Here is a 14,377-nt window from a genome sequence, read left to right as displayed (position 1 = left end):
ATCGCAGGACGTAGTAGTGACCGTCAAGCGCTACGCTGGCCGCCATGACGGTGGCCGGGCTGATGCGACCGTGACCAGCTCCGGGGCGGCCACGGCGGTCAGCGACGCCGTGGCCCCGGCACGGCGGACGACCGGGTCCGCGCACCGCGTCGCCGTCGCCGCGATCGTGGTCGCGGCGGCGCTGTGTTACTCGGTGCTCGCCCTCAACCGGTTCCGCACGTGGCGCTCGGCCACGTACGACCTGGTGATCTTCGACCAGGCGGTGCGCTCCTACGCCCACGGGCATCTGCCGGTGGCGATCGTCAAGGGCGTGCACAACGGGTTCGGGCCGCACTTCAGCGTGCTCGGCGACCACGTGTCGCCGCTGCTGGTGCTGCTCGCGCCCCTGTACCTGGTGTACGACGACCCTCGCACGCTGCTGGTGGCGCAGGCCGTGCTGCTGGCCGGCGCGGTCGTGCCGCTGTGGCGGTTCACGCACCGTGAGCTGGGTGTCACGGCCGCCTACGGGGTGGCGGTGGCGTATGCGCTGTCGTGGCCGGTGGCGGGCGCCGTCGGGTTCGACTTCCACGAGGTCGCGTTCGCCCCGCTGCTGTTCGCCGTGCTGTTCGACCAGCTGTCCGCCTACCGGCACGGCTGCGGGCGGCGCCGGCACGTGGCGCTGGCCTGCGCGGCGCTGCTGCTCGTGAAGGAGGACATGGGGCTGGCGCTGGCCGGGGTGGGGGTGTGTCTGCTGCTGCCGCAGCGCGGCCGGCCGCGACAGCGTGGTGACGTGCTTCTCGGGCTCGGCTGTCTCCTCGGCGGGCCGGCGTACACGGTCCTGGCCACCCAGGTCGTCATCCCCGCGTTCGGCGGCCGGTCGGACTACTACTGGTCGTACGACCACTTCGGGCCGACCGTCCCGGCCGTGCTGTGGCACGTGGTCAGCCAGCCGGGCGATGCGCTGTACACCTTCTTCAACCCGGCGACGAAGACGCACACGATGCTGATGCTGCTGGCGGTCGCCGGACTGACGCCGCTGGTCTCACCGTATCTGGCGGTGACGCTGCCGCTGATCGCCGAGCGGATGCTGTCGGAGTCGCCGGGCTGGTGGGACACCGGTGCGCACTACAACGCGTTCGTGGTGGTCCCGCTGCTGTGCGCGGGTGTCGACGGGGCGGCCCGGCTCGCGCGGCACCGGCGGATGCGCCGGTCCGGCACCGTCTGGACGGCCGTGGTGGTCGTCGCCGCGGTACTGGCGCTGCCGGGCTCGGCGTTCGGTCAGCTGGCCCGGCCGTCGCAGTGGCGGTGGACCGACGACATGCGGGCGATGGAGCACGCGGCCGCGCAGGTCCCGGACGGGGCGCTGGTGGAGACCGCCTCCAGTCTCGGCCCGCGCCTGAGCAGCCGCACCCAGGTGCTGCTGTGGGACCGGATCCCCCGCTGGGCCCCGTGGGTGGTCGCCGACGTCGCCCGCCCGCAGTTCCCGTTCTGCGGCCTCGACGACCAGCGCGCGCGGGTCGACCTGCTGCAGGGCAGCGGCTACCGGGTCGTCTTCCGGGAGCGTGACTTCGTCGTGCTGCACAACCCGGACGCGGTGCCGCGGCTGACGGCCCCGCCCGCACCACCGTGCGGCGGATCGTGAGCGGCGCGGAGCCCGGAATCGAAAAGGACGCCGTCGCCGTGGGCGGGCTGCTGGCGGCCGTGCCCGTGGTGCACCGGATCGGCCCGGCGCTGGACGCTCCCTACTGGCTGGACGAGTCGTGGGTGGCGCTGGCGGCCAAGGCGCCCCTGGCGGACCTGCCGTGGGTGACGGCGTCGACACCGCTCGGATGGACGCTGCTGGTCTGGTCGGTGCCGGGCGGCGGGCAGCTCCAGCGGCTGATCCCGCTGCTGTTCCTCGCCGGCTCGGTGCTGGCCGCCTACGCCTTCGGGCGCTGCCTCGGCTGGCCGGGCCGCGGCTGGGCGGTCGCCGCCGGGCTGGCCGCGGGCGCCGCGACGCTGCTGATCCCGGCACAGGTGGTGCGCCACGACCTGAAGCAGTACACGGCCGAAGGTGCGGTCGCGTTGCTGCTGCTGGCGATGACCGCGTGGCTGGAGTCGGCCTGGTCCCGGCGCCACCTGGTCCTCGTCGGGGCGGGCGTGGTGGCCGGGATGCTGTTCAGCCATCCCGCGGCGCTCATCGGCGCGGCGGTGCTCGGCGCGCTCCTGCTCACGTCGGCCGTCGGCGTGCGCCGGGGCCGGCTGCGGGACACCGCCCTGGTCAGCGCCGGGACCGCGGTGGCGGCGTTGCTCGTGTACGTGGTGCTCGACCGGCCGAACCGCAACGACGCGCTCGCCGGCTACTGGTCGGGGTTCTTCCCGACGGTCAGCGGGCTTTCGTCCTACCTGGGCACCCGGCTGGCGGAGCTGACGCCGGCCTTGGGCGCCCCGTGGCAGCTGGTGGCCGCCGCGGCGGCGGTGGGCGTGGTGGCGGTCGCGCGGCTGCGCCGGCCGGCGACAGCGCTGGCGCTGCTGCTGATCCCGGTGATCGCCGTCGCGGCGGCGCTGGCAGGCGTGTATCCGCTGCTGGACCAGCGCACGTCGCACTTCGTGCTGGTCGTCGCCGCTGTCGTGGCCGGGACCGGCCTGGTGCGGACGGCGGCCGACCTGACCGGCCGCCTGCCGGCACGGGCACGGACCCGGAGCGTGGTGGCGGCGGTCCTGGTCGTCACCGCGGTGTCCGCGTACGCGATGGCGAACGGCCGCGTGCTGTTGCACCCGCCGGCCCCAGGCGACCCCGGCGAGGACGTCCGTGCCCAGGTGGCATACGTCGCGTCGCACCGCCGGCCCGATGACGTGATCGCCGTGAACATGTCCGGCCAGTTCGGCTTCGCGTACTACTGGTCCGAAGACCTGCCGCTGCTGCGGCGTGGTGGCCCGATGGCCACCGGATGGTACGTCTCGTACGCCGCCGGCAGCCGGATCCTCGTCGCGTCCGGACGCGACACGGCCGCGGTCGCCGACCTCGTCGCCGCAGCTGAGCGGCTGGCCGGCGCGAATGGGCGGATCTGGCTCGTGCGCAGCCATGTCAACGCCGACGAACGGGCCGCCTGGCAGGCCGCCCTGGCCCGCGGCGGCGTGGACGAGGTCGCGGTCGGACCCGAGCCGCTGGCGACGCTGACCGTGCTCCAGGCGCCCGGTCACCAGACGGGGCGCTGACGTCCCGGTCGGTTCCCAGCTGATCCGACTATGCTCTCCGCGGCGGATCGCCGGTCCCGGACATCGGGTGCCGCGGCGGTCCGCGCCGGTCGAGGATGTGGAGTCTGGTTCATCGTGTCGTTTACCGCGGCGACCGTGCCGGGGCAGCCCGCTGCCCCGCCTTCGCGTCGTGCCCCCGCAGTCCGTCGTCTGCTCGACGCCGCGTCGGCGGACAGCGCCCGGGCAGGGCGGCTGCTGCTGTTGCTGGCGGTGGTGCCCGCGGTGACGGTGACGGCATGGCTGCTGGTCGCGGTGCCGCTCGCGGCGACGGGACACTTCCGCCCGGGTGTCGTGGTGCCGGCCGCGGTGGTGCTGGCGGTCCCGCTGGTGCGGTGGGCGACGCGGTTGCCGCGGCGCAGCGGCGCGGGGTCGTTCACCGCGCCGTGGTCGGCGGTCGTGGCGACGTCGGCGATCGCCGCCGGGTTCGCCGGGTTCGCCGCGGTGAGGTCCAGCCAGCAGGCGGTGCTGCACCGTGACGCCGGCACCTACGCGCAGGTCGGGCTCTGGCTGAGCGACCATCCGGGCCTGACCACCCCGGTGCCGGTCGACGCCTTCGGGGCCGCGGCGGCGCAACTGACGTTCGCGCACCCCGGCTTCTACGTGCAGGACGGCATGATCGTGCCGCAGTTCATGACGGGCTGGCCGACGATGCTCGCCGCCGCCCACTGGGTCGCCGGTTGGCAGGGGATGTTCGTGCTGCCGGCGCTGGTCGGCGGCGCGGCCCTGCTCGCCGTCGGCGGGCTGGCCGGGCGCCTGTTCGGGGCGCGGTGGGCGCCGGTGGCCGCGCTGCTGCTGGGCTCGGCGTGGCCGATGCTGCGGGTGAGCCAGACGACGTACTCCGAACCGCTGGCGTGTCTCATGCTCGCCGCCGGGCTGTGCCTGGCCGTCGGCGCCTGGAACGCAGGAGTGAGCGCGGGCGGGCCGGCGAGGAGCGCCGGGGCGCGCCGCGATGTCGGCTGGTCGATGGCGCTGTCAGGTCTGCTGCTGTCCGCCGGTGAGCTGGTCCGCCTCGACATGGGGGTGGACTTCGCCCTCATGATCCCCGCGATCGGCTGGTGGTGGCTGCGCCGGCGCGGCGGTGTCTGGCCCTTCGCCGGCGGCGCCGTGATCGGCGGCGGCCTGGGGTTCATCGACTGCCGGTTCGTGACCTGGCCGTACGTGCTGGTCAACTGGTCGTCGGTCCGGCTCATGATCGTGGTCCTGGTGCTCTCGCCCGTCGTGACCGCCGCGCTGGCGCTGTTCCTGCGGCGCCGGCACCGTGACGTGCGGACCATGCGCTGGTGGCGCTGGGTGCCGCCGGTCGCCGCGGCCGGCACCCTCGTGCTGGGGCTGCTCCTTGCCGCGCGGCCGCTGCTGTACGTCGACCGCTCCATCACCGCGGCCAACACGATGGAGTACGTCAGGTCGCATCAGGAGCAGTTCGGGCTTCCGATCGACCCTGGTCGCAGCTACGCGGAGCAGACGGTGTCCTGGGTCTCGTGGTACACGGGCTGGCCGGTGCTGGTGCTGGCCTGGATCGGCGCCGCCGGGGTCGTGTACGCCGCCACCCGCGGCCGTGGCTGGCGCTTCCTGCCGATCCTGCTGGTGTACGGCGGATCCGGGGTGGCCTCGCTGCTGCGCCCCGCGATCACCCCCGACCATCCGTGGGCGGACCGCCGGCTGGTCGTCGAGGTGCTGCCCGCCGTGGCGCTGTTCGCCACCTGGACCCTCGCCGCGCTGACCCGCTCGGGTGAGACCGGCCGCATCCGGGCGGCCGCGGCCGGCGGGTGGCGTGCGGCCGGACGCCTGCTCGCGCCGACGCCGACGGGTGCGCTCGCCCGGCTGGTCGTGCTGCTGGCGATCGCCGCACCGGCGTTGGTGGTCACCGCGCGGCTCGGGCCGAACCGCACCGAGCTGGGCGAGCCGGACGCCGCGGCCGCGGTGTGCCGGGCGCTGCGGCCGACGGACTCGGTCGTCATGATGGACACGCAGTGGTCACCCACGATCCGCAACCAGTGCGGCCTGCCCGTGGCGGCCCTGGAGGACCCGACGGTGGAGCGCATGCAGCAGGTCGTCGCCGGTATCCGCGCGGCCGGCCAGGTGCCGGTGCTGATGTCGTCGTCGACGCTGACGCTGCTGCCCTACGGGCTGCCGCTGGAGCGGATCGTCTACCTGGACACCCGCGAGGACCAGCACGTGCTCACGTGGCGCCCGACCGGGACCGACCCGCGGCGGCTGGAGTGCTGGCTGGTCCGGCCCTGACCTGAGGTCGGCGCGTCGCTCACAGTGACCGGCCGGGGTCGCGCCCGGCCAGGTAGGCGGCGACGGCCGTCACGCCGGCCAGGACGAGGTCACCGGCGGTCAGCAGGCCCCTGGACAGCACCGCGACGGCGGTCGCCTGCCCGGTGCTGAGCTGCGCGCCGAGGATCGCGACCAGCAGCACGTCGCGGACGCCGGCCCCGGCGGGCGTGATCACCGCCAGGAACCCCAGGCACCAGGCCAGCGTGAAACCGCCGACCGCCAGCGCCGCGACCCCGCCCGGGCTGCCGGTGAGCGGCCAGCTCAGCAGCCACGCGTGCGCGCCCAGCAGCAGCCACGACGCCACCGCCCAGGCCAGTGACACGACGATCGTCCGGCCGGACAGCGGCTGGGGCAGCGGCGGGCGGCGCAGCACCCGCAGCGCCATCCCGACGACGGCGTTGACGACCTTCGGGCGCAGCAGCAGGCCGAGGACCGGCACGCCGAGCAGCGCCCACCAGTACCGCTCGGTCACCGCCCCGGCACCCGCCGCGAGCACGACCGCGGCGGTGACCAGGCCGGCGCCGAGCGACACCGCCATCGTCAGGACGGCGGCGGTCGCGGTGCGGCTGCGTGGCACCTGGTGGGCGTGGGCGAGCTCCATCTGGGCGACCACCGGCCACATCGACCCGGGCAGGTACTTGCCGAGCTGCCCGACGAAGAAGATCCGGGCCGCCGTGGTGACCGGCAACGGCGAACCGAGCCCGCCCAGCAGCGTCCGCCAGACCTGCATCGTGGCCAGGAGGCCGACGGCGACGAGCGCGGCCGCGGCGGCGGTCGCCCCGGCACCGATCTGCGTGACCGCGGCGCCGACGTCGGCGCGCTGCCGCGCCACGGCGACACCGCCGCCGACCACCGCGACACCGAGCAGCGACCACTTGGTCCAGCGGTTGGTCAGCGCTCGCCCGACGAGTGACGCGATGCGCCTCCGTGTGCCGGCCTTCGCGGGTGGCTGCCCGGCTTCGGCTCCGCGATCAGGCACCGGGCGAGCCTACCCTCCTGGCGACGGGCCGCCGCCGGAGTCCCCGCTGACGTGCGCCAAGGCCGCCGCGGGCGATGACCTAGGCTAGGGCGCCATGCGGGTCCTGTTCTTCGGCACGTACGACACGGCGATGCACCCACGCGTCGGCGTGCTCGCCGAAGGGCTCCGCGGTCACGGCGCCGACGTCGTGGAGTGCAACGCTCCGCTCGGTGTCGGCACCGCCGCACGGGTGGCGGCGGTGGCGCAGCCGTGGCGCCTGCCCGGCCTGGTCCTCACGGTGGCCCGGCGCTGGGTCTCGCTGGCGCGGGCGGCCCGCCGCGTCGGTGCCGTCGACGCCGTCGTCGTCGGGTATCTCGGGCTGCTGGACGTCCACCTGGCGCGGCTGCTGTTCCGGCGGGTGCCGATCGTGCTGGACCACATGACCGGCGCCGGGGACACCGCCGCGGACCGCCGACTCGGGGGCCGGCTGCGCCGCCGCCTGCTCGCCGCCGTCGACCGGGCCGCGCTGCGCCGCGCCGACCTCATCGTCGTCGACACCGACGAACACCGGGCCGCGCTTCCGCCGCGGCACCACGCCCGCAGCGTCGCGGTCGCGGTCGGCGCTCCCTCGGCATGGTTCGGGGCAGGCCGCGAACACGCCACGGACAGTGGTGCGTTGCGGGTGGTGTTCTTCGGCCTCTACACGCCGCTGCAGGGCGCCACGGTCATCGGCGAAGCGGCGCGCCTGCTGGCGGGGGAGGGCGTCACCTTCACCATGGTCGGGCAGGGGCAGGACGAGGCGGCGACCCGGCACGCCGCCGAGGGCGCCGACGTCGCCTGGCTGCCCTGGGTGCCGGCCGACGAGCTTCCCGCGCTCGTCGCCGGGCACGACGTGTGCCTCGGCATCTTCGGCACCAGCGACAAGGCGATGCGGGTGGTGCCCAACAAGGTGTTCCAGGGCGCGGCCGCCGGCTGCGCCGTGGTCACGTCCGACTCCCCGCCGCAGCGGCGCGCCCTCGGCGACGCGGCGCTGCTCGTCCCGGCCGGCGACCCGCACGCGCTGGCCACGACGCTGCGGCGGCTCGCCACGGACCGGTCCGAGACGGCCCGGCTGCGGCAGGCCGCCCGCCGGCTCGCCGAGGCCCGGTTCACCCCCGAACACGTCGTGACGCCCCTGTGGGAGCGGCTCAGCGCCGGCGAGCCCGCCGGCGCCGGACGGCTCGCGGCCCGGGGGCGTCGATGAGCGACCCGAATGTGCGGTCCGGGCCACCGCGGGCGCCGATGTCGGCCTGGCGGATGGACGCCGTCGCGCCGCTGTCCCCGAACGGCTGGCTCCGCCACGACGCCGTCATGCACCTGTTCCCGTCCTCCGGCGCGACGGACGTGCTGGAGATCGGGTGCGGGCAGGGCGGCTTCGGCGCCAGGCTTGCCCAGCGGTACCGGTACCTCGGCATCGAACCCGACCACGCGTCGTTCACGGTGGCGGAGCAGCGGCTGCGCCACGCCGGCGGGGGAGAGGTCCGCAACGCCCGCCTCGAGCTGCTGGAGCCCGGCCAGTTCGACGTCGTGTGCGCGTTCGAGGTGCTCGAGCACCTCGACGACGACACCGCGGCGCTGGCCGCCTGGGTCGAGCGGGTGCGGCCCGGCGGCCTGCTGCTGCTGTCCGTGCCCGCGTACCAGCACCGGTACGCCGCCGCGGACGAGCTCGTCGGCCACTTCCGCCGGTACGACCCCGGACCACTGCACGGCCTGCTGACCGCAGCCGGACTCGTCGACGTCCGGATCCGTCACTACGGGATGCCGCTGGGTTACGTGCTGGAAGGCGGCCGGAACCTGATCGCCCGCAGACGGCTCCGGGCGGCCGGCACGACGTCACCGCAGCAGCGCAGCGCCGGATCCGGGCGGCTCCTGCAGCCCTCGTCCGGCCTGCGCGGCGCGTTGAACCGGTGCGGCTCCGCACCCTTCCGCCTGCTGCAACGGGCCTTCCCGAAGACCGGGCCGGGGCTGGTCGCCGCGGCCCGCCGGCCGGCCGGGCCGTAGACCGTCACCAACGCGCGGCCGCCCGGGCAAGTGCGGGGCGAGTGATACGCCTCACCGCGGCCGCCCAAGTTCGCGACCGGCACCGGAGCGGCCTACTGTGACGGTCACCCCCTGTGCCGTAGCCCCGGCGGCGCGCACCCGAACGCAAAACGGCACGCTGTGCCGGCACCACCGTCCACGAGTGAGGCAGCAGTGACGTTGACAGAACAGGTCCCGATCGCGGGCGGCGGGAGCGTGCCGGCCCGCTCCAGCAGCAGCCTCGACGTCACGGTCGTGCTGCCGTGCTACAACGAGCAGGCGCACGTGCGCCAGGAGATCGAACGGATCTGCGCCGCGCTCGACGAGTCCGGCTACACCTACGAGCTGCTGGCGATCGATGACGCGTCGACCGACGCCACCCTCGAGGTGCTCCGCGCCGCCGAACCGTCGTTCCCGCACCTGAGGGTCGTCGCGTTGCACCGCAACGGCGGATCCGGCACCGTCCGCCGGCTCGGGTCCCGGATGGCCGCGGGCGCCATCGTGGTCTGGACCGACGCGGACCTCACCTACCCCAACACCCGGATTCCCGAGCTCGTCCGCCTGCTGCACGACGACCCGAGCATCGACCAGGTCGTCGGCGCGCGCACCACCGAGGAGGGCAGCCACAAGCTGCTGCGGGTCCCGGCGAAGTGGGTCATCCGCAAGATCGCCGAGTGGCTCACCAGCCAGTCGATCCCCGACCTCAACTCCGGGATGCGGGCCTTCCGCCGCGAGGTCGCGCAGCCCTACCTGCGGCTGCTGCCCCCGGGGTTCTCCTGCGTCACCACCATCACGCTGGCGTTCCTGTCCAACCAGCATCACATCCTCTACGTGCCGATCGAATACGCGAAGCGCGCGGGCACGTCGAAGTTCCGGTTCATCGCCGACGCCTACCGGTACATCCTTCAGGTCCTGCGGATGGTGATGTACTTCGATCCACTCAAGGCCCTCATGCCGCTCGCGCTGTGGCTCGTCACGATCGGCGTCGTCAAGAGCATCTTCGATCTCGCGGTCCACCCGATCAGGCTCGCGAACAACACCGTCATGATCTTCCTGACCGGTCTGATCATCGGGTCGCTCGCCCTGCTCGCCGACCTCATCGTGCGGTCCCGGCCCGAGCCGTAGACGGACCGCCCGTCCCGGCCGTGCCAGATGGCTGGGGGTCAGGTGGCTGCGGTGAGTGCCGACAAGCCGACACAGTGTCTGTGGCGCTTGTCCAGGATCATGGGATTCTCTATGGTCGGGCCGCGGTGTGAACGGTGCATGCGGAGTAAGGAGCACCCGTCATGGGTTTGGTGGAGAAGCTACGCGGCGAGTTCATCGACATCATCGAGTGGCTCGATGACAGTCGCGACACGATCGTCTGGCGCTTTCCGAGGTACCAGAACGAGATCAAGATGGGCGCCAAGCTGATCGTGCGCGAGTCGCAGACGGCCGTGTTCGTCAACGAAGGCCAGGTCGCCGACGTCTTCACTCCCGGCACGTACACGCTGCAGACGCAGAACCTGCCGATCCTGACCACGCTCAAGGGCTGGAAGTACGGGTTCGACTCGCCGTGGAAGGCCGAGGTCTACTTCGTCAACACGCGGCAGTTCACCGACTTCAAGTGGGGCACGCAGAACCCCGTGATGATGCGTGACGCCGAGTTCGGGATGGTCCGGCTGCGGGCGTTCGGCGCGTACTCGCTGCGGGTCGTCGACGCGGCGAAGCTGCTGCGGGAGCTGGTCGGCACCGACCCGCAGTTCCGCACCGAGGAGGTGCAGGAGTTCCTGCGCCAGCTCATCGTCGGCCACCTCGGCAGCGCCCTCGCGGCGGCGCAGGTGCCGGCGCTCGACCTGGCCGCGCAGCAGCTGGTCATCGGGCAGAAGCTCGCCGGGGTGCTGACCGAGGAGCTGACCGGCTACGGCGTGCAGATCCCGAAGTTCATCATCGAGAACATCTCCCTGCCGCCGGAGGTCGAGGAGGCCATCGACAAGCGCACCTCCATGGGCGTGGTCGGCAACCTGAACGCATACACGACGTTCCAGGCCGCCAACGCCATGGAGGACGCCGCCAACAACCCGGGCGGCGGCGCCGGCGAGGGCTTCGGCCTGGGCCTGGGCATGGCCGCCGGGCAGCGGATGGCGAACGCGCTCAACCAGCCGGTGTCGTCCCCTCCACCGCCGGCCGGCCCACCGCCACTGCCGCAGCAGGACCAGTGGTTCGCCGGCGTCAACGGCCAGCAGGCGGGTCCGTTCGACCTCGACGCGCTCGGCGCGCAGGTCCGGTCGGGCGGCGTCAGCCGCACCACGCTGGTCTGGAAGAACGGCATGGCGCAGTGGACCCCCGCCGGTCAGGTCGCCGAGCTCGGTGCGCTCTTCGCCGCCGTCCCGCCGCCGCTGCCGCCGCAGGGCTGAGCCGTGATCACACAGACGCAGTACCCGTGCGCCGGGTGCGGCGCCAACGTCGAGTTCGCGCCCGGCACCACCGCGCTGCGGTGCCCGTACTGCGGGCACGAGACCCAGATCGCCCCCGCCACCCGCCAGATCGCCGAGCACGACTGGAACCAGTTCGCCGGCCTGCCCCGCAAGCCGATCGCGCTGCTGGCCAAACACGTCTTCAAGTGCCAGAACTGCGGCGCGGCGACCGAGTCCGACGCGATCTCCGACCGCTGCCGGTTCTGCGGCGCGGCCGTCGTCGCCGAGGTCGACCCCGGCGACCAGGTCGTGCCCGAGGCGGTCCTGCCGTTCACCCTCACCAAGCAGCAACTGCGTGAGCAGCTGCGCACGTGGGCGGCGTCGCGCTGGTTCGCGCCCAACGGGCTGAAGAAGGTCACCGAGGCCGAGTCCGCGAAGAGCACCTACCTGCCGCACTGGACCTACGACACCCGCACCGTCTCGCACTACCAGGGCCAGCGCGGCGAGCACTACTGGGTGACGGAGACCTACACCGAGAACGGCGAGACGAAGACCCGCCAGGTGCGCAAGACCCGGTGGCACCACGCGAGCGGCACCGTCGGGCGCACCTTCGACGACGTGCTCGTGACCGGCACGACCAAGGTCACCCAGGAGCACCTCGACGCCCTGGAGCCGTGGCCACTGCCCGACGCCCAGCCCTTCCACGCCCAGTACCTGGCGGGCCACGAGACGCTCCGCTACGACGTCGAACCCGAAACCGGCCTGGAGCAGGCGAAGCGCAAGATCGCCCCGGCCATCGAGCAGGACTGCCGCCACGACATCGGCGGCGACGAGCAGCGCGTCGACCACGTCGACACCGAGTACCACGACCTGACCTTCAAGCTGATGCTCCTGCCGGTCTGGCTGGCCTGCTACATCTACGCCGGCAAGACCTACAACATCCAGGTCAACGGCCGCACGGGCGAGGTGGCCGGCGAACGCCCGTACAGCACCGCGAAGATCGCCGCCGCCATCACCGCGGCGGTCCTGCTCATCGCCGCCATCGTCGCGTTCTTCGTCCTACGCCGATAGCGCGATCCCGCCGTCCCGAAAAGCGTGAGGGCTTCCACAGGTCGCAGGCCTGCGGAAGCCCTCATTTTCGTGTCTGAGCAGCACGAGCTCGGTGGAGCCGTGTCGATGCACGGCACGACGAAGTCTGATCACTGTGGCCCCCGCGAAAGTGAAGTGAGCGAAACGTAGGGGCAGGTCGACCGCCCTGTCAATCGACCGCCGTGGGTTCGGCACGAGACCGGATGAATGTCCGGTTGGTGGTGGTGCCGTGGCGGGTACACAAGGTGGGACCTTGACTTCGGTGGATGCGAGCCCCTAGATTTCGCCCTGCCCGGGTATTGATCCCGGTGCGACTGCATGGGCCTGACGGGGAGGCTTCACATGTTCAGTGATGGGTGCGCGCTGCGCTCGAGACAGCGGCCGACATCGAGTCCGGGGATGCGCTGTATGCCGGCGTAGGCCGGCCGGATTCCTCTTCTTCATCTGCCGTCGTTCGACTCTCGCCCAGCCGCCGTCTCTTGTGGACGGTGGCCGCTCACCCGTTGCTGCGGAGGAACCGTGTCCTTCAGCCCTGCTCTGCCACTGTTGCCACGCCGGTCGCGCCGGCTGTTCGGGCGGGTGACGCGCGTGGTCGCCGCTTCGGCGATCCTGTCGCTGGCCGCCACCAACCTCGTCGTGCCGCCCGTGCAGGCGGCGCCGAAGGTGACGAAGCCTGAGGCGGCGCAGCGCTACAAGGATGTGCCGGGTGGCACGGTGGCGGTGAAGGAGCCGCAGCCGGGGACGGCGTCGGCGGCGGCGCGCCGGGCGACGGTGAAGTCGGTGCAGTGGCCGGCGCCGGCGACCGCTGACGTGAACATCGCCGCGGCGCGCACGCAGCTGCGGGCTTCCGGCAGCGCCTCCGCGGGTGACGCGGCGGTGTCCGTGCCGGGTTCCCCGCTGCGGGTGATCGCGGGAGCGAAGGGGCCGGAGCAGGTCCGGGTGCAGACGCTGTCGCAGGACGAGGTCCACGCGGCGGGCGTGCAGGGTGTGATGTTCCGGGTCGCGCGCACGGACAGCGCGGCGACCGCCGGCTCCGTGAAGCTGGAGACGAGTTACGCGGCGTTCGAGTCGGCGTTTGGTGCGGACTGGGCGAGCCGGTTGCGGCTGCTCGTCATCCCGGAGTGCCACCAGACGACGCCGGATGATGCGGCGTGCCGGCCGATCCCGGTGAAGTCGGACAACAACGTCACGTCCAAGACGGTGTCCGGTGAGGTGACGCTGCCCGCGTCGGTGACGACCGCGGCCGCGTCGAAGCTGACGTCGGGCAACGTCACGGTGGCACTGGCGGCGGGGCCGTCGGGTGGTGCCGGTGACTTCGGCGCCACGACGCTTGCCCCGTCGTCGACGTGGTCGCACGGTGGTTCGGCGGGTGGCTTCTCGTGGTCGTACCCGATGCGGGTGCCGCCGGCGGTCGGTGGCCCGGCTCCCACGGTGGGCCTGTCGTACTCGTCGCAGTCGGTGGACGGCCGGCAGGCGGCGTCGAACAACCAGCCGGGCTGGATCGGTGAGGGCTTCTCCTACGACACGGGGTTCATCGAGCGCCGCTACGTCGGTTGTGCGGACGACAAGACCAACGGGAACAACACCGAGGACACCGGCGACCTCTGCTGGGCGACCGACAACGCGGTGATGTCGCTCAACGGCGGTGGTGGTGAGCTCCTCAAGGACGGCAGCGGCCTGTGGCACCCGGTCCAGGACGACGGTTCCCGGATCGAGAAGGTGATCGGCGGGGCCAACACCAACGGCGACGACAACGGCGAGTACTGGAAGGTCACCGCGGCGGACGGGACGAAGTACTACTTCGGGCGGGCCCGGTTGCAGGGTTGGACGGCCGGGAAGCTGGAGACCAACTCGGTCCAGACCGTTCCGGTCGCCGGTAACCAGACGGGCGAGCCGTGCAAGGCCGCCACGTTCGCGGCGTCGTTCTGTACGCAGGCGTACCGGTGGAACCTGGACTACATCGAGGACGTGTACGGCAACACGGCGTCGCTGTGGTACGCGCGGGACACGAACTACTACGCGAAGAACAAGCAGGAGAACTCGCCGGTCGTCTACCACCGCGACGCGTACCCGGTGCGCATCGACTACGGCACCGACAACCGGGCCGTCGTGAACGGTGTGCGGACGGACTCGGCGTACACGGGCGTCGCGGCGCCGGCGCAGGTGCACTTCGGTGTCTCCGACCGGTGCGTGACCGCGAACTGCGGTACCAAGGACAAGACGAACTGGCCGGACACGCCGTGGGACCAGAACTGCGCCTCGTCCGGGACGTGCTGGCAGTCGGGGCCGACGTTCTGGAGCAGCAAGCGGCTCACCTCCGTCACCACGAAGGTGCGGAAGGGCAGCGGTTACCAGGACGTCGACCAGTGGATCCTGCGTC

9 protein-coding genes and 1 pseudogene are annotated in these 14,377 nt (G+C 72.8%); 9 read left to right on the top strand and 1 reads right to left on the bottom strand.

The annotated features are described in order from the left end of the window. The first annotated feature begins 70 nt into the window (after window positions 1-70). The 3 genes from AB0I21_RS43815 to AB0I21_RS43805 all read left to right on the top strand — a co-directional run bounded on the left by AB0I21_RS43815 (window position 71) and on the right by AB0I21_RS43805 (window position 5,457). Window positions 71-1,621 (top strand): DUF2079 domain-containing protein, encoded by a 1,551-nt coding sequence (locus AB0I21_RS43815; RefSeq protein ID WP_360569773.1) that lies wholly within the window; start codon window positions 71-73, stop codon window positions 1,619-1,621. Continuing rightward, window positions 1,618-3,177 carry a hypothetical protein gene (locus AB0I21_RS43810; protein WP_360569771.1) on the top strand — a complete coding sequence of 520 codons (1,560 nt, stop codon included), beginning with the start codon at window positions 1,618-1,620 and terminating at the stop codon, window positions 3,175-3,177. The genes AB0I21_RS43815 and AB0I21_RS43810 overlap by 4 nt, the downstream gene beginning before the upstream one ends. A gap of 114 nt (window positions 3,178-3,291) precedes the next feature. After that, window positions 3,292-5,457, top strand: coding sequence for a hypothetical protein (locus AB0I21_RS43805; protein ID WP_360569769.1), 2,166 nt, complete (start codon window positions 3,292-3,294; stop codon window positions 5,455-5,457). Window positions 5,458-5,476: 19 nt separating this feature from the next. Here AB0I21_RS43805 and AB0I21_RS43800 read toward each other — a convergent pair whose 3' ends face one another. Continuing rightward, entirely contained in the window at window positions 5,477-6,475 is a 999-nt protein-coding gene (locus AB0I21_RS43800; protein WP_360569767.1) for a lysylphosphatidylglycerol synthase domain-containing protein, read from the bottom strand. 94 nt (window positions 6,476-6,569) lie between these two features. On the opposite strand from AB0I21_RS43800, the gene AB0I21_RS43795 reads away from it, so the two are divergent. The 6 genes and pseudogenes from AB0I21_RS43795 to AB0I21_RS43770 all read left to right on the top strand — a co-directional run. Further along, window positions 6,570-7,697, top strand: coding sequence for a glycosyltransferase (locus AB0I21_RS43795; protein ID WP_360569766.1), 1,128 nt, complete (start codon window positions 6,570-6,572; stop codon window positions 7,695-7,697). Continuing rightward, window positions 7,694-8,494, top strand: coding sequence for a class I SAM-dependent methyltransferase (locus AB0I21_RS43790; RefSeq protein ID WP_360569764.1), 801 nt, complete (start codon window positions 7,694-7,696; stop codon window positions 8,492-8,494). The genes AB0I21_RS43795 and AB0I21_RS43790 overlap by 4 nt, the downstream gene beginning before the upstream one ends. Before the next feature lie 192 nt (window positions 8,495-8,686). Continuing rightward, on the top strand, window positions 8,687-9,637 hold the full coding sequence (locus AB0I21_RS43785) for a glycosyltransferase family 2 protein (RefSeq protein ID WP_360569762.1): 951 nt from the start codon (window positions 8,687-8,689) through the stop codon (window positions 9,635-9,637). A gap of 161 nt (window positions 9,638-9,798) precedes the next feature. Beyond that, window positions 9,799-10,908 (top strand): SPFH domain-containing protein, encoded by a 1,110-nt coding sequence (locus AB0I21_RS43780; RefSeq protein WP_360569760.1) that lies wholly within the window; start codon window positions 9,799-9,801, stop codon window positions 10,906-10,908. A 3-nt stretch (window positions 10,909-10,911) separates the two neighbouring features. Continuing rightward, complete coding sequence (locus AB0I21_RS43775; protein ID WP_360569758.1) at window positions 10,912-11,979, top strand: hypothetical protein; 1,068 nt, start codon at window positions 10,912-10,914, stop codon at window positions 11,977-11,979. A gap of 606 nt (window positions 11,980-12,585) precedes the next feature. Next, window positions 12,586-14,377, top strand: a pseudogene (locus AB0I21_RS43770) (hypothetical protein); the annotation flags it as partial.

Origin of the sequence: Dactylosporangium sp. NPDC050588 (assembly GCF_040654975.1) — a bacterium.
GTDB classification, from domain to species: domain Bacteria; phylum Actinomycetota; class Actinomycetes; order Mycobacteriales; family Micromonosporaceae; genus Dactylosporangium; species Dactylosporangium maewongense.
This window is presented reverse-complemented; position numbering and strand designations above follow the sequence as displayed.